A 23,469-nucleotide genomic window follows, 5' to 3' on the forward strand; every position below is an offset into this window, starting at 1 on the left:
ACGACCCCTCGCGGGCCGTGGCATCCGGTGTCGCGGGCCTTCAGACGAAGCGACGACGTGCGGTGGCGTCCTGCACCTCGCCGACGAGCTCCTCGATGATGTCCTCGAGGAACAGCACGGCCTTCACCGTGCCGCTCTCGTCGCGCACCTGCGCGAGATGGCGTCCGGAGCGGCGCATGAGCGCCAGGGCGTCTTCGAGGTCGGTCGTCTCCAGCACCGACACCATGTGGTGCACGCGCTTGCCGGGAATCGGGCGAGCCATGTCGGCGTCCGATCCCTCGGCCGCGCGCAGCACGTCTTTCAGGTGCACGTACCCCGTGGGGTCGCCGGCCGCATCGACGATCACGTACCGGGAGTACCCGTGCTGGGCGACGGCGCGCTCGATCTCGGCGGGGGTCGTCGTCTCGGGGAGCGTGACGAGGCGGTCCATCGGCACGGCGATGTCGGCGGCCTTCTTCTCGGTGAACTCCATCACCGCGGTGACCGTCCCCGCGGCGTCGTCGAGCATGCCCTCCCGACGCGATTGCGTCACGATCGTCGCCACCTCGTCGAGCGTGTAGGTCGAGGCGGCCTCGTCCTTCGGCTCGACGCGGAACAGACGCAGCACGTGGTTGGCCGTCCAGTTGAGGGCGACGATGATCGGGTAGAACGCCTTCGACACCGCCACGAGCGGCGGAGCGAGCATGAGCACGGCGCGGTCCGGCAGGGAGAACGCGAGGTTCTTGGGAACCATCTCGCCGAACACGACGTGCAGGTACGACACCACCAGCAGCGCCACGACGAACGACGCGATGTCGACGGCGGCCTCGGGGAGCCCGGTGAGGCCGAGGGGGCCCGCCAGCAGGTGGTGGATGGCCGGCTCGGAGACGTTCAGGATCAGCAGCGAGCAGATGGTGATGCCCAGCTGGCAGGTCGCCAGCATGAGCGTGGCGTGCTCCATCGCGTACAGCGCCGTCTTGGCGGCGCGCGACCCGCGATCGGCGTGCGGCTCGATCTGCGAGCGCCGCGCCGAGATGACGGCGAACTCGGCGCCGACGAAGAAGGCGTTGGCGATCAGCAGCACCACCAGCCAGGCGATTCCGGCCCAGTCGTTCATCACTGATCACCCCCCTTCGCCGCGCGGACGAGGTCGTCGACGCCCTGCTCCTCGGGGGTCGGGGTGAACTGCACCCGGTCGACTCGGCGTCCGTCCATGCGCTGCACGGCCAACACGCCGTCGTCGAGCGAGACGGTGTCGCCCACGACGGGGATGCGCTCGAGCGCGGCCATGATGTACCCGCCCACGGTGTCGTAGACCTCGCCCTCGGGCACGCGCACGCCGGCGCGGTCGAGGGCCTCGTCGGGACGCAGGTCTCCGGGGAAGGTGACGGATGCCGCGGAACGCACGACGCCGGCGCGGGAACGATCGTGCTCGTCGAGCACCTCGCCCACGATCTCCTCGACGAGGTCCTCCAGGGTGACCACACCCGCCGTGCCCCCGTACTCGTCGACCACGACGGCCATCTGATAGCCGCGCGAGCGCAGCTCCGACACGAGCGTGTCGAGGTGCACCGTCTCGGGCACCCGCAGCGGCTCCGTGGCGAGGGCCGCGACCGGCACGTCACCGCGTCGGTCGCGCGGCACGCCGATCGCGGCCTTGAGGTGCACGACGCCGACGATGTCGTCCATCGACTCGGCGTACACGGGGAAGCGACTGTGCCCGGTCCGACGGGCCAGCTGCACGACGTCGTCGGCGGGGTCGCCCGCCGCGAGCGCGTGCACGCTCGGCCGCGGGGTCATGACGTCGGCGGCGCTGAGGCGCGCGAAGGTGAGGCTGCGGTCGAGCAGCGACGCGGTGTCCTTCTCGAGCATCCCGGCACTCGCGGAGCGCTTGACCAGGCTCGACAGTTCCTCGGCCGATCGGGCGCCCGACAGCTCCTCCTTGGGCTCGACGCCCATGGCGCGGAGCACCCCGTTGGCGCTGCCGTTGAGCACGACGATGGCGGGCTTGAAGACGGCCGTGAAGGCGACCTGGAACGGGATGACGAGCTTCGCGGTCTGGCGCGGGATGGCCAGGGCGAAGTTCTTCGGGACGAGCTCGCCGAGGATCATCGACAGCACCGTTGCGAAGCCGACGCCGATGACGGCGGCCAGCGTGACGATGACGCCCTCGGGGAGCCCCCACGCCTGGAAGAGGGGGCGGAGCAGGTTCGAGATCGCCGGTTCCATCGTGTAACCGGTGAGCAGCGTCGTCAGGGTGATGCCGAGTTGCGCGCTCGACAGGTGCGTCGAGGTGATGCGCAGGGCGTCGATCGTGAGCGACAGACGCGACTCGCCGGCGGCGCGACGGGCTTCGAGGTCGGCGCGGTCGAGGTTGACGAGGGCGAACTCGCTCGCGACGAACAGACCGGTACCCACGGTGAGCAGGAGCCCCACGCCCAGCATGACGTAATCCATCAGGCATCACCCCCGCTCGAGCGTCCGGCGGAAGGGGGTCGTTGGGGCCTGGGTCTACAACTGGGAGGGTCGTCCATCGTGCGCACGATTCTATGGCAGCGACGGGCCCCTCGCGCCCGGTTCGGCCCGATCCGTGGCACGGGCAGGATGAGGGGATGGATGCCACCGCCCCGGCGCAGACACGCGCCGCCGCCGCCGAAGCGGCCGTCGTCGACCGTTACGTCCACCGCTACGGACCGGTCGCCTGGGCGCACGCGGCGGCCCCCGGGGTCGCGGGCGCCCGCACCTGGCACTACTGGTGGCACGCGCACCTTCTGCACGTCCTGTGCGATGCGCAGCGGCACCGCCCCGACCCGCGCCGACGGCGTCTGCTGCGGGCCGTCCGTCGCGGCGTCACCCTCCGCACCCTCGGGCGCTGGGTCACGCCCTTCTACGACGACGTCGCCTGGATGACCCTGGCGGTGCAGCGCTACGACCTGAACGACCGACGCCTGGACCGTCTGCTGCGCCGCCTGGACGACGCCGTCGACCCGGCGGTGGGGGCCCTGCCCTGGGCCGTCGACAGCGCGCTGTACAACGCCCCGGCCAACGGGCCCGCGGCGATCGCCCTGGCGTGGTCGGCCCGGCGGGGGTCGGCCGTCGACCTCGACGCGTGGGTGGCGGCGACCCTGGACGACCCGGCGACGGGCTTGGTGCGCGACGGGATGGAGCACGGCGTGGTGCGGCCGGACCTGTGGACGTACAACCAGGGGGTGGCGATCGGCTCCGCCCTCGCCCTGGCCGAGGGGGCGCCCGATGCCGATGCGCGCGACGCGCACGAGGCCCGTGCGGCGGGGGTCGTGCGTGCGCTCGTGCGCTGGTGCGGCGAAGACGACGGTCTCTTCCCGGCCGCCGGGGGTGGCGACGGCGGCTTGTTCGCCGGCATCCTGGCCCGTTACCTCGCCGAGGCGGCCGTCTGGTTCGCAGATGACGAGACGAACGACGAACACCGCGAGGTGTCGCGCGCTGCGGCCGACCTCGTGCACCGCAACGCCGACGCGCTGTGGGACCGACGCCGGGGCGGGTTGTTCCCCGCCGACCCGCGCCGCGACGCGCGCGCCGACGGCGACGACCTCGACCTCTCGGTGCAGCTCGGCGCGTGGATCACGCTCGAAGCCGCGGCCGACCTCGAGCGGATGCTCACCAGCTGACGGGGAGGGCCTTGCCCTCTTCGTATCCCGCGGCCGACTGGAGGCCCACGCGTGCGCGCTCGTGGAAGTCCGCCACGGTGGCCGCACCCGCGTACGTGAACGAGGAGCGCACCCCGGAGGTGATCATGTCGAGCAGGTCCTCGAGCCCGGGACGCTGGGGGTCGAGGTAGATGCGCGACGACGAGATGCCCTCGGCGAACAGCTCCTTGCGCGCGCGCTCGAAGGGGTCGAGCCGGCCGAAGCGACCCTGGACCGCCTTGGTCGACGCCATCCCCCACGACTCCTTGTAGAGCAGGCCCGCGTGGTCGGTCCGCAGCGCGCCGGGCGCCTCGATCGTGCCGGCGAACCACGAGCCGATCATGACGGATGCCGCACCCGCCGCCAGCGCCAGGGCCACGTCGCGGGGGTAGCGCACCCCGCCGTCGGCCCAGACGTGCGCGCCCGCGGCGCGAGCGGCCTCGGCGGTCTCGAGCACGGCGGAGAACTGCGGGCGGCCCACCGCCGTCATCATGCGCGTGGTGCACATCGCGCCGGGGCCCACGCCGACCTTCAGGATCGACGCGCCGGCGTCGGTGAGATCGCGCACGCCCTCGGCGGTGACGACGTTGCCCGCGGCGATCGGGATGCCCAGACCCAGCGCCGCGACCTCGCGCAGCGCGCGCAGCATCTGCGCCTGGTGGCCGTGCGCGGTGTCGACCACGAGCACGTCGACACCGGCCGCGGCGAGCGCGCGCGCCTTCGCGGCGACGTCGCCGTTGATGCCGACCGCAGCGGCCACGATGAGACGACCGTCGGCGTCGACCGCCGGACGGTACACGGAGTCGCGCAGAGCGCTGCGAGCCGAGAGGGTACCGACCACCCGCTCGCCGTCGACGACGGGGACGAGGTCGACCCCCGCCCCCTCGATGAGGGCGAACACCTCACGGGCGTCGCCGACGCGGTCCACCTCCACGGCGGGCGCGTCCTTTCGCGCGATGTCGCCCAGCGTGGCATCCGGGAGCGCGGTGGCCAGGCGCGGGGCCGGGACGATCCCCCGGTAGTCCGCGAGGTCGACCGAACCGTCCTCGCGCGGTGTCGCGACGACGATGCCGCGGCCGACCACCGGCGGCAGCAGCAGGCGCGCGTCGGCGACGGTCGCGTCGGGCGGCAGGACCAGCGGGGCGTCCCAGGCCACGGGCTGCGACTTGACCCTGTCGACGGCCTCCAACAGCTGCGGGAGGGCCAGGTCCTGGGGCAACACGCCCAGACCGCCGCGACGCGCCAGGGTCGCCGCGAGACGGGTGCCCGTGACCGAGTTCATGTTCGCCGAGACGAGCGGAAGCGTCGCTCCGCTGCCGTCGCCCGGGGCGAGGTCGACGTCGAGGCGGCTGCGCACCTCGGAATGGCGGGGGACGAGGAACACGTCCGAGTACGTCAGATCGACATCGGGCTGAGCGCCGGAGAACTCCATGGCATCCACCTCACCACATCACGGGTATGTAAAGCCCCGGAGCCGCCCAGGAACCTCGGCTAGGCTGGCAGACGCGCCGGACGGGGACGACCGTGCGTATCCATAGGAATCTTCATCGAGGAAAGCAGGCGATCGACTGTGTCGAGCCAGGTGACGGGCGTCGGTACTTCGAGCGAGGGCGAGTTCGGCGCGAACGAGTGGCTCGTAGACGAACTCTACGAGCAGTTCAAAGTCGACAAGCACTCCGTAGACAAGGCCTGGTGGCCGATCTTGGAGGCGTACCACCCGGTCGTCGACGGGTCGCAGACCGCCGCTCCCCCGCCCTCGGCGCCTCGGTCGGCGCCGGCGTCCGAGCCCAAGCCCGTGACGGCGCCGATCCCGGTCGTCGGCCAGGCCCCGGTCGCCCGCACGACGGCGAAGCCCGCGGCTCCGCAGCCCATCCCGGCGCAGGCGCCCAGCTCGGTCCCCTCGGCGGGCTCCGAGAGCATCGAGGAAGACCGTGTGACGGTCCTCAAGGGGATGCCGAAGGCCCTGGCGTCCAACATGGACGACTCGCTGACCGTGCCCACCGCGACGAGCGTGCGCACCATCCCCGCCAAGCTGATGATCGACAACCGCATCGTCATCAACAACCACATGTCGCGCACGCGCGGCGGCAAGGTCAGCTTCACGCACCTGATCGGGTGGGCGCTCATCCAGGCGCTCAAGGAGTTCCCCAGCCAGAACGTCTACTACGCCGAGATCGACGGCAAGCCCTCAGTCGTGGCCCCCGCGCACGTCAACCTCGGCATCGCGATCGACATGCCCAAGCCCGACGGCTCGCGCGCGCTGCTCGTGCCGAGCATTAAGCGCGCCGACACCCTCACGTTCGGTGAGTTCCTCGCCTCCTACGAAGACCTCGTGCGCCGTGCGCGCGGCAACAAGCTCACCCCCGGCGACTTCCAGGGCACGACGGTGTCGCTGACGAACCCCGGCGGCATCGGCACCGTGCACTCGGTACCGCGTCTCATGCGCGGCCAGGGCGCGATCATCGGCGCGGGAGCGCTCGACTACCCGGCCGAGTTCCAGGGTGCGAGCGACAAGACGCTCAACGAGCTCGCCATCGGCAAGACGATCACGCTCACCAGCACCTACGACCACCGCGTCATCCAGGGTGCCGGGTCGGGCGAGTTCCTCAAGAAGGTGCACGAGCTGCTCATCGGCCAGCGCGGCTTCTACGACGACATCTTCGCGGCACTGCGCATCCCCTACGCACCCATCCACTGGGCCGCCGACATCAGCGTCGACATCTCCGAGCGCATCGACAAGAGTGCACGCGTGCAGGAGCTCATCAACTCCTACCGGGTGCGCGGCCACCTGATGGCCGACGTCGACCCTCTCGAGTACGTGCAGCGCACGCACCCCGACCTCGAGATCGAGTCGCACGGCCTCACGTTCTGGGACCTCGACCGCGAGTTCGTCACGAACGGCCTCGGGGGCAAGCGCGTCGCGAAGCTGCGCGACATCCTCGGCGTGCTGCGCGACTCGTACTGCCGCACCATGGGCGTCGAGTACATGCACATCCAAGACCCGGTGCAGCGGCAGTGGTTCCAGCGCAACATCGAGGTGAAGTACACCAAGCCCGGCCACGACGAGCAGCTGCGAATCCTGTCGAAGCTCAACCAGGCCGAGGCGTTCGAGACGTTCCTGCAGACCAAGTACGTCGGCCAGAAGCGGTTCAGCCTCGAAGGTGGCGAGTCGCTCATCCCGCTGCTCGACCAGATCCTCCAGGGCGCGGCCACCGCCGGCCTCGACGGCGCCGCCATCGGCATGGCCCACCGCGGACGCCTGAACGTGCTTACCAACATCGCGGGCAAGACCTACGGTCACGTGTTCCGCGAGTTCGAGGGCGCCGTCGCGATCGGGAGCAAGCGCGGCTCGGGCGACGTGAAGTACCACCTCGGCACCGAGGGCACCTTCGTCGGCGACGCCGGCGACGAGCTGCCGGTGTACCTCGCGGCCAACCCCTCGCACCTCGAGACCGTCGACGGTGTGCTCGAGGGGATCGTCCGTGCGAAGCAGGACCGCAAGCCCATCGGCACGTTCTCGTGGCTGCCCATCCTCGTGCACGGCGACGCCGCGTTCGCGGGCCAGGGCGTCGTCGTCGAGACGCTGCAGATGTCTCAGCTGCGCGGCTACCGCACCGGCGGCACGATCCACGTCGTGGTCAACAACCAGGTCGGTTTCACCACTACGCCCACCGACGCCCGTACCTCGGTCTACGCGACCGACGTCGCCAAGACCATCCAGGCGCCGATCCTGCACGTCAACGGCGACGACCCCGAGGCCGTCGTCCGCGCCGCGGAACTGGCGTTCCTGTACCGCGAAGAGTTCCACCGCGACATCGTCATCGACCTCGTGTGCTACCGCCGCCGCGGTCACAACGAGGGCGACGACCCCTCGATGACGCAGCCGCTCATGACCAACCTCATCGAGGCGAAGCGTTCCGTGCGACGCCTGTACACCGAGGCGCTCGTCGGCCGTGGCGACATCACCGAAGACGAGTACGAGCAGGCGAAGCAGGACTTCCAGAGCCGCCTCGAGGTGGCCTTCGCCGACACGCACGAGGCCGAGACGGGCACCAACCCGGTCATCTCGACCGACGCCGCCGACGAGCCGGCTACCGGTGCGCCCGAGACCACCGGCGTCTCCCGCGAGGTCGTCCAGCACATCGGCGACGCGTTCGTGAACAAGCCCGACGGCTTCACCGTGCACACGAAGCTCCAGCAGCTGCTCGAGAAGCGCTTCGACATGAGCCGCAACGGCAACATCGACTGGGCCTTCGGCGAACTGCTCGCCTTCGGCTCCGTGCTGATGGAGGGCACCCCGGTGCGCCTCGCCGGCCAGGACTCGCGTCGCGGCACGTTCGTCCAGCGCCACTCGGTGCTGCACGACCGCGACAACGGCCAGGAATGGCTGCCCCTGGCCAACCTCAGCGAGAACCAGGGCCGGTTCTGGGTCTACGACTCCCTGCTCAGCGAGTACGCGGCGATGGCGTTCGAGTACGGCTATTCGGTCGAGCGCTCCGACGCGCTGGTGCTGTGGGAGGCGCAGTTCGGTGACTTCGCCAACGGCGCGCAGTCGGTCATCGACGAGTTCATCTCCTCGGCCGACCAGAAGTGGGCGCAGCAGTCGAGCGTCGTTCTGCTGCTCCCCCACGGTTACGAGGGTCAGGGCCCCGACCACTCGTCGGCGCGCATCGAGCGCTACCTGCAGATGTGCGCGCAAGACAACATGATCGTCGCGCGTCCCTCGACCCCCGCGTCGTACTTCCACCTGCTGCGTCGACAGGCCTACCAGCGCCCTCGCCGCCCGCTCGTGGTGTTCACGCCGAAGGCGATGCTGCGTCTGCGCGGAGCGACGAGCCCCGTCGAGCACTTCCTCGAGGGTCGCTTCGAGCCGGTGCTCGACGACGACCGCGGCGTGGATCGCGGCGCCGTCAAGCGGGTGCTGATGCACGCCGGCAAGATCCACTGGGACCTGCGGGCCGAGCTCGACAAGAACCCCAACCCGGAGATCGCCCTCGTGCGCGTCGAGCAGTACTACCCGGCACCGGTCGACGAGCTCAACCGCGTCCTCGCGCAGTACCCCGACGCCGAACTGGCGTGGGTCCAGGACGAGCCCGAGAACCAGGGCGCCTGGCCGTTCATCGCCCTCGAGGTCGCCGACAAGCTCGATGGGCGTCCGGTCCGCCGCATCTCGCGCGCTTCGGCCGCGTCCACGGCGACGGGTTCGCCGAAGGTGCACGCCGACGAGCACGCCGCGATCATGAAGGAAGCTCTCTCGCGCTGATCCCGCATTCGAGGGGCCGGGTCGATTCCGATCGATCCGGCCCCTCGACGTTTCCGCGGCCCGCTCGGGGAACCACGGGGCCGGGAGGCCGTTGCGCGGCAGCGTCGGTCAGGAGGGCGGTGCCGCCAGCCCCAGAACGGGCGCCAACGCGGGGATCGCGTAGGCGAGGCTCCCGTCGAGTGCCTCGCCGGTGTGCCCCGCACCCGGGACGACATAGGTCAGCACGTTGAACCCGGCAGCCGTCGCGGCGTCCGCATTGGCCTGCTGCCCCGGGCCGAAGGTGGTGTCGGCGCTGCCCCAGGTGAACACGGCGGTGTGTCCGGAGTAGGTGCCGGCGGGGGCCGCCGCCATGATCACCGCGGGCTTGCCGGCCTGGAACGCCCCGGCATCGCCGTCGTACACGTCCGACACCGTCTGCGAGACGTGCTCGGACCCCGGGAACTCGTTGCCCATGACATCGAGCACCTGCCCCCAGGTGTCGGGGTACTTCGCTCCGTACGTCGCGGCGCACGAGCCACCGTTCGAGAAGCCCCCGATGGTCCAGAACCGGTGGTCCGTGACGATGTTCAGGTTCGCCTCGGCCCACTGGGGCACGAGGTCGTTGATGTACGTGGAGACGGCGCCGAACTTCGCCGAGTCGACGCAGGCCGGATCGAGTTCCGGCGCCGTGAGCTGATCGACGACGATCGCGATGGGGGCGAGGCCCTCGTGGGCGCCGGCGAAGGCGTCGAGCGCCTTGGCGAGCGCCGTCGGGTCGGGTGAGCCGGGCTGCCCCATCATGAAGACCAGGAGCGGGAGCGCCGGAGGGTTCTCGACCTGGGCCGCGGGCGGCAGGTACAACGACGCATCCCGTGCCGCGTACTGTCCCGTGGGGATCCTGGTACTGCCCGTGAGGGCGCTGACCGACCCCTTCGCGGGCATGCCCGCCGGCGGCTCCCAGCTTCGGTAGAGGGTCGCCGGATCACCCGCGGAGGCGTCCTGCGGAGGAAGCGTCGCGGGGTCCAGCGCCTGGACGCCGAGGATCGCCGCCAGATTGTGCGTCACACCGTACGAGGCGTTCACGCCCACCGCGCCCGCGAGCAGCGCCGTCACGACGGTGAGGGCGCCGACCACGCGACGGCCCCACGGGCGACGGCAGATCCCCACGATTCCGACGGCGACGGCCGCGACGGCCATCGCGGCCCACGTCGCGCCTCCCGCGGGGAGGGGCCCCTGGAAGAGATCCATCGCCTCGAGGATGTGTGCGGCGATGTACATGGCGACTCCCGCCGCAGTCCCGATCACCAGCGTCCGCACGACACGGCGGGGTGCCCACGCGGTGACGGCGATCACACCGAGACCCGTGATCACGGCGAGCACGATGAGCACGGGCGAGTCGATCAACTCGAACGACAACACGAACCGGTTCATCGTCGTCCCTCCCACGCCGTCCGCGCGAGGGCGACCATCTCTCGTCGGGACGCGTCGGGCAGGTAGGCGCGGCCCACGGCCGCTCCGATCGCCGGCAGTTGCAGCGGGTCGCGATAGGCGAGCGAGAGGGAACGATAGCGCGGCCGGAATTTGCCCTTGAACCGGAACAGCGACGCGAAGCCGTAAGCGGGTTCGAGCACCTCCGCGAGCCAACGCAGCAGGGAGCGCAGCGGCGCGGGGTCGCCGTCGACCGGTTCGTCGGGGTCGTCGGCGAGCGGCGCTCCCGACAGACTCAGCACGGTCGCCCCCTCCTCCTGCAACCGCAGGGCGGCCTTGGCGATGAGGAACTCCATCATGCCGTTCGGACCGGCGGTGCGCCGCCGCATGAAGTCGAGCGTCCACCCCGTGATCTCGCCGTCGGTCCAGCTCGGCATCCAACTCGTCACCGCTTCGATGCGCTGGTCGGGACCGACCGCCAGCAGCAGTCGCACCTCGCGGTCGCGCAGCTCGTCGAGCGAGCCGAGAGTGAACCCCATCTCGGGCAGGGCGCGATCGGCCACCCACTCCTCATCGATGGCGATGATCTGCGATGCCTGGGCGACGGTGAGCTCGTGCCACCGCGACCACACGGCCGTGTACCCCTCGCGTTCCGCACGCGTCAGCGGCTGCCGCACCTTCTGCCACGTCTTCCCCGCGAAGGTGAGCCCGGGCAGATCCATGACGGTCTCGACCCCCACCGGCACGTGGCGCCATCCGAGCTCGAGCAGGTCATCGAGGGTGTCGGCGTGCACGCTGTAGAAGGCCGGGGTCCAGCCGTGTTCGACGCACGAGTCGGCGAAGCCGCGAAGCGCCTCCGGCCGGCGCCCGACCGGTGCGAGCGGGTCGGCCACGGCGAGGGCCACGTCGCCGGACAGACGGTAGGCCACGGCGCACGCGCCGTCGTCGGAGTACCAGTGCCGGTTACCCGCCCACGTGCCCAGGAAGCCGAGGGTGTCGCCGCCGCGGCGCAGCAGCTCGCGGTAGCGGCCGACGTCGCCGGCCTCGGGGCGGCGAGCCCGCCGGTAGAGCCACAGGATGGCGACGACGACGATCGCCCAGAACAGCACACCGATCCATTGATAGGCGAAGAGCGCCGGACCGTGGTGCGGGAAGGCCGTGCCCCCGCCGGGGTTCGTGAAGGCCGGCGGGAAGAACCGGCGCAGCGTGAGACCGAGAAGATCGACGACCGAGAGCTCGCGATCGAAGCTGCGGCGTCCCATCGCCTCGACGACGAACAGCGTCGTCGCGCACCCGAGGAAGGCCAGGGTGATGACGGCGGCCATAATGCGAGCCGCCTTGCGCGTGGCCCGCACCGTGAAACGCGCGCGGGCGACCACGAGGGCGGCGGCCAGTGCCAGGGGGATGACGATCGAGGCGAGCGCCCACAGCACGTACTCGGCACCGCTGCCGTCGACCCAGGGGTCGATCCGAAGGCGGCCGTCGAGGAGCGACAGGAGGGGCAGAACGGCCGAGGACACCAGCACGAACAGCGCCACGATCCAGGCCGCCCGCCGCCCCTGCCGCAGGCCCCACGCGGAGACCAGCAGCAGCACCAGGGGGGTGACGGCGAGAAGTGCGGGTCCTGCCCCCCGTGTCATCAGCAGCGCCACCTGCTCGTCGCACACCGACTGGGCCACCGATCCGCACCGGCTGAGCAGCTCGTCGTCGTACTGGGTGTACGCGTCGACGACGAGCGAGAACGGGCCGCGGCCCCCGCCGCTGACCAGGGCCACCAGGGGGCCGCTGCCCACGACCGCGACGAGGAGTGCGAGCAGCGTGCGCGTCTCGCGCGTGGAACTGCGGTGCCAGGAACGGCGCTCCCGCCCACGCGCGAGCACCGCGCCCACGCAGAGCCCGATGACCGCGGCCGTGAAGCGGTACCAGGAGTCGGCGTCGCCCGCGTACAGCGCGAAGAGGGCGAGCAGCGCGAACCCGACCAGACGCAGTCGACGGCGCCACAGCGTCGGCGCGAACGCCGACGCCGCCATGACCACGCCGGCGATGGGGGTCGTCGGATCGAGCACCGGGACCTCGGCGGCCACCACCGGCCGGAGGTCGGTGAGGGTCCACGCCGCCGCGTGCAGGCCGATGCCCACGACGAGTCCGGCCGCTCCCAGCGCCACCAGGAGCACACCGGTCCGGCGCGAGCCGAGCAGGCGCTCGGCGTACGCCAGCGCCGTCAGGGCGAGCAGTGTCGACGTGAATGCGTCCACCGGTGAGTCGGGGATGACGAGGGCCGTCAGAAGCGTCCACCACCGGCCGCTCGAGAACGTCGCCAGCGGCCCCGCTCCCCACACCGACGCGTCGTCGCCCCAGAGCGAGCCGGTGACCGCGGCCGAGGAGAGCACGAGCAGGGCCGCCGCCAACGCGACGGGGTTCTGACGCACGAAGCCACGCAGGATCGCGCGCAGCGCGCCCAGTCGGGTCGACAGGCGTGGGGCGGCCGCGGTGGCAGGTGCGTCGGACATCGGCGGAATCGTACGGCGGGAGTCTATGAGGGGCGTCAGTACCAGATGTCCAGCAGCGGCGTCGCCGCGGGGGCGAAGGCACGGTCCACGGCGGCGAGCGTCTGACGGTCTCCGCGGACGAGCCCGGTCGCACCCAGCTCGCTCGCGCGCACGCCGCCCAGCAGCAGGGAGCCGAGCGCTCCGACGGTCAGCTCGAGGTCCACGGCGCGCTCGTCGTCCACGGCGGTGACGGAGGCCGCGCCGGCCGCGTCGATGTGCAGCGCCCAGGCGCCGTCGGCCAGACCGAGCGGGTCGTCCACCCGCAGCACGACGTCGAGCGGGGCCGAGTACTCCCGCGACGACAGCGCCCCGGGCACGTCGAGAACGCGCAGCCAGTGGTGGTCGGTGAGTGTCGCCGTGACGGCGCGACGGTCGGAGACCATCCACTGCACCGGCGGCACCGGGGCCTGCAGCCACGCCTTCACGGTGCCGACGAGGTCGTGCTCGATCGCGAACCGCCAGAGCGCCGCGTATGCCTCGTCGCCGTCGGCGAACAGGGCGCGCACGTTCAGGTCGTGGGCGGAGAACTCCGCCGTCTCCTCGATCGTGTACACCAGGATGCCGCGCTCGGTGCCGGCGGCGTCGCGGTAGGCCACCGCCCGCACCTTCTCGGCCTCCTTGTCGCCGGGAGCGATCCCGGCGACACCCCGCCACCGGCCGTCCCACCCGGGCACCGAGCCCGGCCGCTGCACGCGGACGCGCTCGTGGATCGCGTGAAGGCGCTCCACCAGGCTCGCCCGCGGAACGAAGTCCAGACGCCCCGGCGCCACCGGCCCCGTCCAGCGGGCCCGGCGCGCGTCGATCACGACATCCGACGCCCACGCGGCGGGAGAGAAGCCCCATCGACCGTAGATCGTCGCTTCGGTCACCGTCAGTCCGGCCACGGCGAAACCGGCGGCGGCGGCGGTGCGCAGCTCGCCCCCGATCATGGCCCGCGCGATGCCGCGTCGGCGGTGCGTCGGAGCGACGGTCACGGCGCTGATGGACCACAGGTCGCACGTGCGGCCGGGTGACGTGGTCAGCGGGGCCGCCCAGGAGTCGATCGTGCCCACCGGCACCTCGGGCTCGGTCCCGGAGCGGTCGAAGACACCGGTGAGCCGACGGGTGCGCAGCGTCTTGCGTGAGTTCTCGGCCTCGTCGTCGGTGGACTCACCGCCGAGGAAGCCCCGGGCCACCGCGCGCTGGAAGGGACGGAAGCCCTCGCCATCGGCATCCACCCGGGCGTATTCGAGGCCCACTGCCGACAGATCGGCGGCGGAGGTCTCGTCGAGGGGCAGGTTCAGCGTGTCGATGGATGCCATGCCCCCAGCCTAGGGATGACCCCCGACACCCGGGGACCCCCCGCGGATCAGTGGGTGGCCTGGATCGCGCGCAGGCGCGAGAGCACCTGATCCCGCAGCTCGTCGGGCGCCGTCTCCTTGCACGCACGTGCGACGACCTCGGTCAGTGTGCGGGCCACGAGGGCCTCGTCCTGGCATCCGGGGCAGTTCTCGAGGTGCTCACGGATGTCCTGGTGCTGGGTCTTGCAGACCTCGTTGCGCAGGTACTCCTCGAGGTCGCGTCGCGCCTCGTCGCAGCCGCAGTCGCTCATTTCTTCTCTCCCGTCGCGGCCTGGATGCCGCGCTCCTTGGCGTAATCCGACAGCAGGTCGCGCAGAAGGCGTCGTCCGCGGTGCAGACGGCTCATGACCGTGCCGATCGGGGTTTTCATGATGTCGGCGATCTCCTGGTAGGCGAACCCCTCGACGTCGGCGAGGTACACCGCCATCCGGAAATCCTCGGGGATCGACTGCAGGGCGTCTTTGACGACGGATGCCGGCATGTGGTCGATCGCTTCGGCCTCGGCCGAACGGGCGCTGCTGGCCGTGGTCGATTCGGCCCCGCCGAGCTGCCAGTCCTCCAGGTCGTCGATGGCGCTCTGGTAGGGCTCGCGCTGCTTCTTGCGATACGTGTTGATGTACGTGTTCGTCAGGATGCGGTACAGCCACGCCTTGAGGTTGGTCCCCTGCGTGAACGTCGCCCACGAGCCGAAGGCCTTCACGAAGGTCTCCTGCACCAGGTCGGCGGCGTCGGCCGGGTTGCGCGTCATGCGCATGGCCGCCGCGTAGAGCTGGTCCATGAAGGGCAGCGCCTGCTCTTCGAACTGTGCGCGGGGCTCCACCTCGAGCGGGCCCGCGTCTGCCGTGTCGTTCATCGCGCGCCAGTCTACGTCGCGCGCGTCGACGGCCACCGGGACGGTCGCCGCGGTGCGGTCGCGCTCCAGAAGTGCGGTCACGTGTCTCCCCCTTTCAGTAGGCTAGGAACCGATGACTCCCCTCGGGTATTCCCCTTCCGCCGCCACTCCCCGCGGCGCGTGGGACGCGCCCGTCGCCCCGGGGCCGGTGGATGCCACCGTCACGGTGCCCGGCTCGAAGTCGCTGACCAATCGCGAGCTCGTCCTGGCGGCGATCGCCGACGGCCCCGGCACGCTGCACGCTCCCCTCCACTCCGACGACTCGGCGCGCATGATCGACGCTCTGCGCGCGCTGGGCGTCGGCCTCGACGAGGTCGACACCGGCTCGCCCTACGGTCCCGACCTGCTCGTCACGCCCCCGGCCGCCTTCACCGGCGACTGCGAGGTCGACTGCGGACAGGCCGGCACGGTCATGCGCTTCGTCGCGCCGCTGGCGGGTCTCGCCCGCGGCGACGTGCACGTCACCGCGCACGAGAGCGCGCTGCACAGGCCCATGGGCGCCATGATCCGCGCCCTGCGCGACGTGGGCGTCGACATCGACGACGGCGGTCACTGGGCCCTCCCCTTCTCGGTCCGCGGGCACGGCCATGTGCGCGGCGGCGAAGTCGAGATCGACGCGAGCCAGTCGAGCCAGTTCGTGTCGGGGCTGCTGCTCGCCGCCGCGCGCTTCGACGTCGGTCTCCACCTCCGGCACGTGGGCACCCGGCTGCCGAGCATCCCGCACATCGACATGACGGTCGAGTCGCTCGCGCACCGCGCGGTGCACGTCGAGCGTCCGGCACCGGGAGAGTGGATCGTCCCCGCCGGCCCGGTGCGCGCGAAAGACGTCTCGATCGAGCCCGACCTCTCCAACGCCTCGCCGTTCCTGGCGGCGGCCATGGTCACGGGTGGATCGGTCACGGTCACGGGCTGGCCGCTGCACAGCACCCAGCCCGGCGCGCTGCTGGTCGACATCCTCGCCGAGATGGGCGCGCGCGTCAGCCGCCGCGGCGGCGCCCTGACGGTCGCCGCCGGCGACGACGGCATCGTCGGCGTCGAACTCGACCTGTCGGCGGCGGGAGAGCTGGCCCCGACCCTCTTCGGTCTCGCGGCCTTCGCCGACGGCCCCACCACGCTGCACGGCATCGGCCACATCCGCGGGCACGAGACCGACCGCATCGCCGCCCTCGTCGGCAACCTGCGCTCGCTCGGCGGCGAGGCGCACGAGCTCGAAGACGGCATCCGCATCGTTCCGCGTCCCCTGCGTGGCGGCGAGTGGAAGGCGCACCACGACCACCGTCTCGCAACGACCGGCGCCCTCATCGGCCTGCGCGTCCCCGGCGTGCGGGTCGACGACATCGGCACCACGGCCAAGACCCTGCCCCAGTTCCCCGCCCTCTGGCAGGCGATGCTCTCCCCGGATGCCGCGGGCTGACGCGTGAGCTGGCTCGACGACGCCCACGACGACGACGACCTCGAGTTCGACGAGTCGTCGATCCGGGTGCGCCCCAACCCCAAGGCGAACCGGCCGCGCACGAAGCGCCGCCCCGCGCACGCCGACGCGCAGATCGCCCGCGTGATGGGCGTCGACCGCGGCCGATACACCGTGCTCGTCGACGAAGACGGCCCCGACGAGCGCAGGGTGCTCGCCACCCGCGCCCGTGAGCTGCGCAAGCAGCCGATCGTGAACGGCGACCGCGCCCGCGTGGTGGGCGACCTGTCGGGAGACGAGGGATCGCTCGGTCGCATCATCGGCATCGAGGAGCGCACCTCGCTGCTGCGGCGCAGCGCCGACGACACCGACCAGGTCGAGCGCGTCATCGTCGCCAACGCCGACCAGATGCTCATCGTCGTGGCCGCCGCCGATCCCGAGCCGCGCGAGCGGCTGGTCGACCGCTACCTGGTGGCGGCGCTGGACGCGGGCATCCGCCCCCTGCTCGTGGTGACCAAGACCGACCTGGCCGATCCGACGGGCTTCCTCGCGCACTTCGACGGGATCGACCTGCGCGTGTTCACGAGCGCACAGGGCGACATGCCCCTTGATGCCATCGGCGAGGCGATCGCCGGGCACGCGACAGTGTTCGTCGGGCACTCGGGCGTGGGCAAGTCCACCCTCGTCAACGCCCTCACGGGCTCGGAGCGCGCCATCGGGCACGTCAACGTCGTGACCGGACGCGGCCGGCACACCTCATCGTCGGCGGTGTCGCTGCGCTACCGCGGTCCCGCCGGCTCCGGGTGGGTCATCGACACCCCCGGCGTCCGCTCGTTCGGTCTCGGCCACGTCGATCCGGCGCACGTGCTCGGGGCGTTCACCGACCTCGCCGAGGTGGCCCAGGAGTGCCCCCGCGGCTGCACGCACCTGCCCGACGCCCCCGACTGCGCGATCGTCGACGCCGTCGCGTCGGGCCGACTCGGACCGGGGGCTGCGGCGCGTCTCGATTCGCTGCAGCGCCTGCTGACGACGTTCCAGGGCATCGAGCGTTCTAGGCTGGAGGGGTGACGAACCTCGAACCCGGAACCGCCGCGCCCGACTTCACCCTCCTGGACCAGGACGAGCATCCCGTCTCGCTGAGCGACTTCCGTGGGCGCCGCGTCATCCTGTACTTCTACCCGGCCGCGCAGACCCCCGGCTGCACCACGCAGGCGTGCGACTTCCGCGACAGCCTCGCGTCGCTCCAGGGCGCCGGCTACACGGTGCTCGGCATCTCGCGCGACACCCCCGAGAAGCTCCGTGCCTTCCGCGACAGCGACGGACTCACCTTCCCGCTGCTGAGCGACCCCGACCACACCGTGCACGAGGCCTACGGCGCCTGGGGCGAGAAGCAGAACTACGGCAAGACCATCACCGGCGTGCTGCGTTCGACCTTCGTCGTCGACGAAGACGGCGCGATCGTCGAGGCGCTCTACAACGTGAAGGCGACCGGCCACGTCGCGCGCCTGCGCAAGACGCTCGGCCTCGCCGCCGCCTGACCCGCGCCCTGCCGAGACCCCGTCCCGCACCAGCGGCGACGGGGTCTTCGTCTCGGATGCCGCTGCCGCCCGGACTCCGCGAGGCGACACCGAACATCTGCCCTGCCGCCACCGTGACACGCGCCGCGTCCCGGTCGAGGCCGCGAATCTCCCGCGCCCTGGCCGCGAGGGCGGAGCCTGGACGGGCGGAACGGATCAGTCGGCGACGTCGTCGCGGCGGCGCGGCGCGGCAGCACGCACCGCGAGCACCAGGAGCACGAGCCCGACCACCGCCGGGGCGGCGATGAGCACCGCGATCGCCGGCGCGGCCCACTCCCCGGTGATGGCGCCGATGGCGACCGACAGGATGAGCAGCTGAGTGACGATGCCACCCGAGCGCCCGGCCGATACGTCGCGCAGCGTGGCGATGCCGAACGCGCCCACCGCCACCGCCCCGATCACCGTCAAAACGATGAGGGCGATGGAGCTCACGACCGAATCGGTGTCTCCTCCGATGAGGGCGACCGTCTGCCACCCCGCGAGCGCCAGGATGCCGAGGGCCTCGAGCCCCAGGACGGCTGCGGCCGCGAGACGAACCGGCATCGCAAAAGCCTCCTCGACGGGCACTCCCACGCCGTTACGTTCCGGAAACCTGCCGGTTACCTCTTGATCAGGCTGAATCGCTATGGGAGCATGGAACAAGCCGTGTGCTCCCACAGCGAAGTGGGGCGAGCAATCGCTCGCGTTCCCACCAGGGTACCGGACCCGAATCCCGGTGCCGAATCGACCACATTTTCTGTTACAAGGAGCACCCCTATGGATTGGCGCGACAAAGCAGCCTGCCTGACCGTCGACCCCGAGCTGTTCTTCCCCGTGGGCAACACCGGCCCCGCGGTCGACCAGATCGAGAAGGCAAAGTCGGTCTGCGCGCGTTGCACCGTCACGGAGGTCTGCCTGCAGTACGCCCTCGAGTCCGGCCAGGACTCGGGCGTCTGGGGCGGTCTGAGCGAAGACGAGCGTCGCGCGCTCAAGCGTCGCGCCGCTCGCGCCCGTCGCGCCTCCTGACCCACGGCATCCGCCGTTCGACGAAGCCCACTCCCTCGGGGGTGGGCTTCGTCGTGCGGGGACGACGAGGCCCGGCCCCGCACGGAACCCGCGACAGCGCCCCGTTCTCGGGGGATCCAGCGCGGAACCGCGGAAGACGCGTGAGAGTCCGGCCGCGCGACAGGCGCGAGGTCAGGCCGAGGAACCGCCGATGTAACGAAGCGGGATCTCGATCGTCACCTCGGTGCCACTGCCCATCAGCGTGTGCCAGTCGATGGTTCCGCCGAGCTCCCCCTGGATGAGCGTGCGCACGATCTGCGTCCCCAGGCCTCGGCCCACCTGCCCTTCGGGCAGGCCCACCCCGGTGTCGCGGACGCTCACCTCGAGCATCTCCCCGGTGCGCTCGGCGGCGATCTCGACGTCGCCCTCCTGCCCCGCGAGCCCGTGCTCGACCGCGTTGGTCACCAGCTCGGTCAGGGCGAGGGCGAGGGGTGTCGCGAACTGACTCGGAAGCGTTCCGAACCTGCCGGTACTGCGCGTGCGCGCCCGCGTGTTGGGCGCCGCGGCGACCTCGGCCACGAGCTTGAGCACACGGGCGAACACGTCGTCGAAGTCGACGTTCTGCGCGAGCCCCTCCGACAGCGTGTCGTGCACGACCGCGATCGCCGACACACGGCGCATGGCCTGCGTGAGCGCGTCGCGCGCCTCGTCGGAATGGGTGCGCCGCGCCTGGATGCGAAGGAGCGACGCCACCGTCTGGAGGTTGTTCTTCACGCGGTGGTGGATCTCGCGGATCGTGGCGTCTTTGGTGATGAGCTCCTGCTCCTGGTGCCGGATCTCGGTGACGTCACGACTCAGCACGATCGCGCCGATGCGTGTTCCGCGATCGCGGAGCGGGATCGTGCGCAGCGACACCTGCACCCCGCGCGCCTCCATGTCGGCGCGCCACGGCGCGCGCCCGCTGACCACGACCGGCAACGATTCGTCGACGTCCTGTCGCTTGGCCGGCAGGATGCGGGCGGTGACTTCGGCGAGCGACTCGCCCTCGAGTTCGTCGTCGAAGCCCATGCGGTTGAACGCCGAGAGCGCGTTCGGGCTCGCGAAGGTGGTGATGCCGTCGACGTCGAGGCGGATCAGTCCGTCCGAGGCCCGGGGGGCACCGCGGCGGGGAGCCGTGGGCGCCGAGAGGTCGGGGAACTCCGCGGAGGAGATCATGCCGAACAGATCGTCGGCGCAGTCGTTGAAGGTGATCTGCTGACGGGAGGGCGTGCGCGTCTCGCCGAGGTTCGTGTGACGGGTGAGCACGCCGACCGTGGTCACCGCGTGCCCCTCGCGCGAGAGCTCGCGCACGATGGGCACCGCACGCACGCGCGTGGGCGTCTCCTCGAACCAGTCAGGGGATGCCGAATCGACGATGCGCCCGCTCTGGAACGCCTCGCGCACCTGGGTGCGCCACTGGGGTCGGACGCGGTCGCCGACGATGTCGCGGTAGAAGAGCGTCGCCGCTCCCCCGGGTCGGGTGTGCGCGACGGCGACGAAGGAGTCGTCGGGGGTCGGCACCCAGATCACGATGTCGGCGAAGGCCAGATCGGCCAGCAGCTGCCCGTCACCGGCGAGCCGGTGCAGCCACTCGACATCGGCCTCGCTGGAGCGGCCCTGGGCGTAGACGAGTTCACTGAGTGTCGACACCCTCTCACCCTACGGTGCACGCGACGAGCGACGCCGCGAACGAAGCGGCGCAGCACGCGGCGGAGCCGGGCGGAGGGGTCGAGGGTCGCCTGCCGCCTCTCGATGACCCGCAGAGCATCGGACACACCGTCGTCCCGGGTCTCTGCGGCGAAGAAGACGACTCTCGCGACCCCCCGGTCGCAGATCTCATCCGCCAGACGCGGCGAAGAGTGCTCGCGGGCGATGCCCGCGAACGCCTCGAGCGGGAGGACGACCCCCTGCTCCGGCACCCCGTCGCTGTGCAGCTCGGGGTCGACGAGCGGGAAGCCGGGCTTCCCTCCGGCTACAAAGGACACCCTCGGAAAGGTGACACTCCGGGTGGTCGACGCCGCCCGCGCCCCCCGCGCCCCGGCGAAGATCGGGCGCGCGGCAGCGGTGACGAAGACCCGAGCGGCGGGGGCGAGCAGACGTCGTCGTCGCACCGGGTGAAGCCCGCAGATCCCCCAAAAGGGGGACATCATGAGGAACGAACGGGGGACTCCTCACCTCATGCCGCCGCCGCGTCGTGGACAGAGCGCGCCGCTGCTTCCGCGCTCCTCCCCCGGGAAGGTCCTCGCCCGTCGCCGGGACGCGTGCGCGCCGAACCCCTCGTCTCACCCTGACGCGCGCGTCTCGAGGTGCACCGCGTCGTTGTCTTCGTCGACGATCGCAACGGGGACGCCGGAGAGCCGTCCGGCGGCGGGATCGCCGTCCGCGAGCGTTCAGGCCGCACCGAAACGCGGCGACGACCGCCGCGGTGACCGGTCGTGACCTCTCCCCAGCCTCACCCGCGACGCCTCCCATCCACAGTCGACGCACAAGCGACATCCGGCGAGCGCCCGCTCCCCTACTGTCGGCCGCACGCCCCGCACGGGGGCCCCACGCCACCTCACCGAGGGGAACCATGTCACTCCTACCCAAGCGTCATACGCGGCCGGGACCGTCTCCGACCGGCCGCGGTGGCGACGACTTCTTCGCGCCGCAGAGAACGCCCACGGCCGAGCTGCCGTCACCCGACGTCTTCGCGCGCAATACCGTCCGCGGCATCCTCGAGGTCCTGGCCGGCGTCCGGGAGGCCGAACAGCTCGCGCGATGGCTGTCCGAGGAGGTCTACCGCAACCTCGTCGCGCGTGCGAACCTCGCCGCCCGCGCCCGGAGCGCGCGCCGGGTGTCGGCACTTCGAGACGTGCACGTCATCCGCAGCGTGCACCTGTGCTCCCCCGCCGACGGCGTCTTCGAAGCGACCGTCACGGCGTCGGCGCGCGTGCGCACTCGCGCCGTCGCCCTGCGCTTCGAAGGCATCGACGGACGCTGGCGCGTCACGGCTCTCGGGTTGCTCTGACCCCGCCGCTCAGGGCCGCCACGAGGAGAGGAAGTTCCCGAGCCGCTCGATCGCGTCGCTGATCACGCGTGCTTCCGGCAGCGTCACGATGCGCACGTGGTCGGTGGCCGGCCAGTTGAAGCCCGAGCCCTGCACGAGCAGCACGTGCTCGGCGAGCAGGAAGTCGCGCACGAACTTGCCGTCGTCGGGGATCTCGTACACGTCGGGGTCGAACCGCGGGAAGGCGTATAGGGCGCCGCGGGGCAGCACGCACGACACACCGGGGATGGCCTCCAGGCCCTGCCAGGCGGCATCCCGCTGCTCGTGGAGCCGCCCGGTCGGGGCGATCAGCCCTTCGATCGACTGCACTCCCGACAGCGCCGCCTGCACCGCGAACTGCGCCGGCACATTCGGGCACAGCCGCGTGGATGCCAGCAGGTTGATGCCCTGCAGGAATCCCTGCGCGTGGCCCTTCGGGCCCGTGATGGCCAGCCATCCCGACCGGTATCCCGCGACGCGGTAGGTCTTCGACAGGCCGTTGAACGTCAGGCACAGCAGGTCGGGGGCGACGGTGGCCATCGGGATGTGCACCGCGTCGTCGAACAGGATGCGGTCGTAGATCTCATCCGCGAGGAGCAGGAGGGAGTGCTCGCGGGCGATGTCGGCGATGCCCTCGAGCACCTCGCGCGAGTAGACGGCACCGGTCGGGTTGTTGGGGTTGATGACGACGATCGCCTTGGTGCGCGGGGTGACCTTCGACCGGATGTCCTCGAGATCGGGCTGCCACTCGCGTGACTCGTCGCAGAGGTAGTGCACCGGGGTGCCGCCGCCCAGGCTCGTCATCGCCGTCCACAGCGGGTAGTCCGGAGCCGGGATGAGCACCTCGTCGCCCTCGTCGAGCAGCGCTTGCATGGTCATCGTGATGAGCTCCGACACCCCGTTGCCGAGGAACACGTGGTCGGGGTCGAGGTGAGGGAAGCCGGGCTCCTCCTCGTACCGCGAGACGACGGCGCGGCGCGCGGACAGGATGCCGCGGCTGTCGCTGTACCCGTGGGCATTGGGCACCGACGCGATCATGTCGCGCACGATCTGGTGCGGCGCCTCGAAGCCGAAGATCGCCGGGTTGCCGGTGTTGAGCTTGAGGATCGCGTGCCCCTCGGCCTCGAGACGATCGGCCTCGACGAGGGCCTCCCCGCGGATCTCGTAGAGGACGTCCTTCAGCTTCGACGACTGATCGAGGGGGCGCAGCGGGCTCATCGGTTCAGGATATCCCCGGGCCGGAACGGCCAATCGACACCGCGTGGACCGCCCGGTCGGGCAATCGGCATCCATCGAAGGTCGTGCGCCGATCCGCCGCCGCCCGCCCCGCACGCG

18 protein-coding genes are annotated in these 23,469 nt (G+C 71.3%); 7 read left to right on the forward strand and 11 right to left on the reverse strand.

Features of this window, described 5'->3' with window-relative positions:
- Window positions 1-40: 40 nt before the first annotated feature.
- Together ACK4LS_RS04210 and ACK4LS_RS04215 are read right to left on the reverse strand one after the other, a co-directional pair.
- Window positions 41-1,096, reverse strand: a complete 1,056-nt coding sequence (locus ACK4LS_RS04210; RefSeq protein ID WP_409713619.1) for a hemolysin family protein — start codon at window positions 1,094-1,096, stop codon at window positions 41-43.
- The gene (locus tag ACK4LS_RS04215) at window positions 1,096-2,436 is read right to left on the reverse strand and encodes a hemolysin family protein (protein ID WP_409713622.1); all 1,341 of its coding nucleotides are present in this window, start codon (window positions 2,434-2,436) and stop codon (window positions 1,096-1,098) included. Before ACK4LS_RS04215 ends, ACK4LS_RS04210 begins: the two co-directional genes overlap by 1 nt.
- 155 nt (window positions 2,437-2,591) lie before the next feature.
- Between ACK4LS_RS04215 and ACK4LS_RS04220 the strand changes: the two genes are divergently transcribed.
- Window positions 2,592-3,626 carry a glycoside hydrolase family 76 protein gene (locus tag ACK4LS_RS04220; protein ID WP_409713625.1) on the forward strand — a complete coding sequence of 345 codons (1,035 nt, stop codon included), beginning with the start codon at window positions 2,592-2,594 and terminating at the stop codon, window positions 3,624-3,626.
- On the opposite strand, the gene ACK4LS_RS04225 is transcribed toward ACK4LS_RS04220, so the two are convergent.
- The gene (locus ACK4LS_RS04225) at window positions 3,616-5,076 is read right to left on the reverse strand and encodes a GuaB1 family IMP dehydrogenase-related protein (protein WP_409713628.1); all 1,461 of its coding nucleotides are present in this window, start codon (window positions 5,074-5,076) and stop codon (window positions 3,616-3,618) included. The genes ACK4LS_RS04220 and ACK4LS_RS04225 overlap by 11 nt on opposite strands.
- A 138-nt stretch (window positions 5,077-5,214) precedes the next feature.
- Between ACK4LS_RS04225 and ACK4LS_RS04230 the strand changes: the two genes are divergently transcribed.
- Entirely contained in the window at window positions 5,215-8,907 is a 3,693-nt protein-coding gene (locus ACK4LS_RS04230) for a multifunctional oxoglutarate decarboxylase/oxoglutarate dehydrogenase thiamine pyrophosphate-binding subunit/dihydrolipoyllysine-residue succinyltransferase subunit (protein ID WP_409713631.1), read from the forward strand.
- 108 nt (window positions 8,908-9,015) lie between these two features.
- Here ACK4LS_RS04230 and ACK4LS_RS04235 read toward each other — a convergent pair whose 3' ends face one another.
- From ACK4LS_RS04235 to ACK4LS_RS04255, 5 genes are read right to left on the reverse strand one after another with little or no spacing between them, the layout of a single operon-like run.
- Window positions 9,016-10,317 (reverse strand): alpha/beta hydrolase, encoded by a 1,302-nt coding sequence (locus tag ACK4LS_RS04235; protein ID WP_409713634.1) that lies wholly within the window; start codon window positions 10,315-10,317, stop codon window positions 9,016-9,018.
- Window positions 10,314-12,824, reverse strand: a complete 2,511-nt coding sequence (locus tag ACK4LS_RS04240; RefSeq protein ID WP_409713637.1) for a bifunctional lysylphosphatidylglycerol flippase/synthetase MprF — start codon at window positions 12,822-12,824, stop codon at window positions 10,314-10,316. The genes ACK4LS_RS04235 and ACK4LS_RS04240 overlap by 4 nt, the downstream gene beginning before the upstream one ends.
- A 35-nt stretch (window positions 12,825-12,859) precedes the next feature.
- The gene (locus ACK4LS_RS04245; RefSeq protein WP_409713640.1) at window positions 12,860-14,164 is read right to left on the reverse strand and encodes a GNAT family N-acetyltransferase; all 1,305 of its coding nucleotides are present in this window, start codon (window positions 14,162-14,164) and stop codon (window positions 12,860-12,862) included.
- A gap of 47 nt (window positions 14,165-14,211) precedes the next feature.
- A complete protein-coding gene (locus ACK4LS_RS04250) occupies window positions 14,212-14,454 on the reverse strand; it encodes a zf-HC2 domain-containing protein (RefSeq protein WP_409713643.1) in 243 nt (80 codons plus the stop codon).
- Entirely contained in the window at window positions 14,451-15,137 is a 687-nt protein-coding gene (locus ACK4LS_RS04255; protein WP_409713646.1) for a sigma-70 family RNA polymerase sigma factor, read from the reverse strand. The genes ACK4LS_RS04250 and ACK4LS_RS04255 overlap by 4 nt, the downstream gene beginning before the upstream one ends.
- 31 nt (window positions 15,138-15,168) lie before the next feature.
- Here ACK4LS_RS04255 and aroA point away from each other — a divergent pair, with 31 nt between their 5' ends.
- Genes aroA through bcp form a run of 3 tightly spaced genes read left to right on the forward strand, consistent with a single transcriptional unit; the run spans window position 15,169 to window position 18,044 of the window.
- Window positions 15,169-16,509, forward strand: coding sequence for a 3-phosphoshikimate 1-carboxyvinyltransferase (aroA, locus tag ACK4LS_RS04260; RefSeq protein WP_409713649.1), 1,341 nt, complete (start codon window positions 15,169-15,171; stop codon window positions 16,507-16,509).
- A gap of 3 nt (window positions 16,510-16,512) precedes the next feature.
- Window positions 16,513-17,574, forward strand: a complete 1,062-nt coding sequence (gene rsgA, locus ACK4LS_RS04265) for a ribosome small subunit-dependent GTPase A (protein ID WP_409713652.1) — start codon at window positions 16,513-16,515, stop codon at window positions 17,572-17,574.
- On the forward strand, window positions 17,571-18,044 hold the full coding sequence (gene bcp, locus ACK4LS_RS04270; protein WP_409713655.1) for a thioredoxin-dependent thiol peroxidase: 474 nt from the start codon (window positions 17,571-17,573) through the stop codon (window positions 18,042-18,044). The genes rsgA and bcp overlap by 4 nt, the downstream gene beginning before the upstream one ends.
- A gap of 195 nt (window positions 18,045-18,239) precedes the next feature.
- On the opposite strand, the gene ACK4LS_RS04275 is transcribed toward bcp, so the two are convergent.
- Window positions 18,240-18,626, reverse strand: coding sequence for a histidine kinase (locus tag ACK4LS_RS04275; protein ID WP_409713658.1), 387 nt, complete (start codon window positions 18,624-18,626; stop codon window positions 18,240-18,242).
- 213 nt (window positions 18,627-18,839) lie between these two features.
- On the opposite strand from ACK4LS_RS04275, the gene ACK4LS_RS04280 reads away from it, so the two are divergent.
- The gene (locus ACK4LS_RS04280; RefSeq protein ID WP_013583608.1) at window positions 18,840-19,088 is read left to right on the forward strand and encodes a WhiB family transcriptional regulator; all 249 of its coding nucleotides are present in this window, start codon (window positions 18,840-18,842) and stop codon (window positions 19,086-19,088) included.
- A gap of 171 nt (window positions 19,089-19,259) precedes the next feature.
- On the opposite strand, the gene ACK4LS_RS04285 is transcribed toward ACK4LS_RS04280, so the two are convergent.
- Window positions 19,260-20,756 (reverse strand): sensor histidine kinase, encoded by a 1,497-nt coding sequence (locus tag ACK4LS_RS04285; protein WP_409713663.1) that lies wholly within the window; start codon window positions 20,754-20,756, stop codon window positions 19,260-19,262.
- Window positions 20,757-21,678: 922 nt separating this feature from the next.
- Here ACK4LS_RS04285 and ACK4LS_RS04290 point away from each other — a divergent pair.
- On the forward strand, window positions 21,679-22,116 hold the full coding sequence (locus ACK4LS_RS04290) for an Rv3235 family protein (protein ID WP_409713666.1): 438 nt from the start codon (window positions 21,679-21,681) through the stop codon (window positions 22,114-22,116).
- Between the two features lie 9 nt (window positions 22,117-22,125).
- Here ACK4LS_RS04290 and ACK4LS_RS04295 read toward each other — a convergent pair whose 3' ends face one another.
- Window positions 22,126-23,352, reverse strand: a complete 1,227-nt coding sequence (locus ACK4LS_RS04295) for a pyridoxal phosphate-dependent aminotransferase (RefSeq protein WP_409713668.1) — start codon at window positions 23,350-23,352, stop codon at window positions 22,126-22,128.
- Between the last annotated feature and the right edge of the window lie 117 nt (window positions 23,353-23,469).

It is taken from the genome of Microbacterium sp. (assembly GCF_046295495.1).
GTDB lineage: Bacteria > Actinomycetota > Actinomycetes > Actinomycetales > Microbacteriaceae > Microbacterium.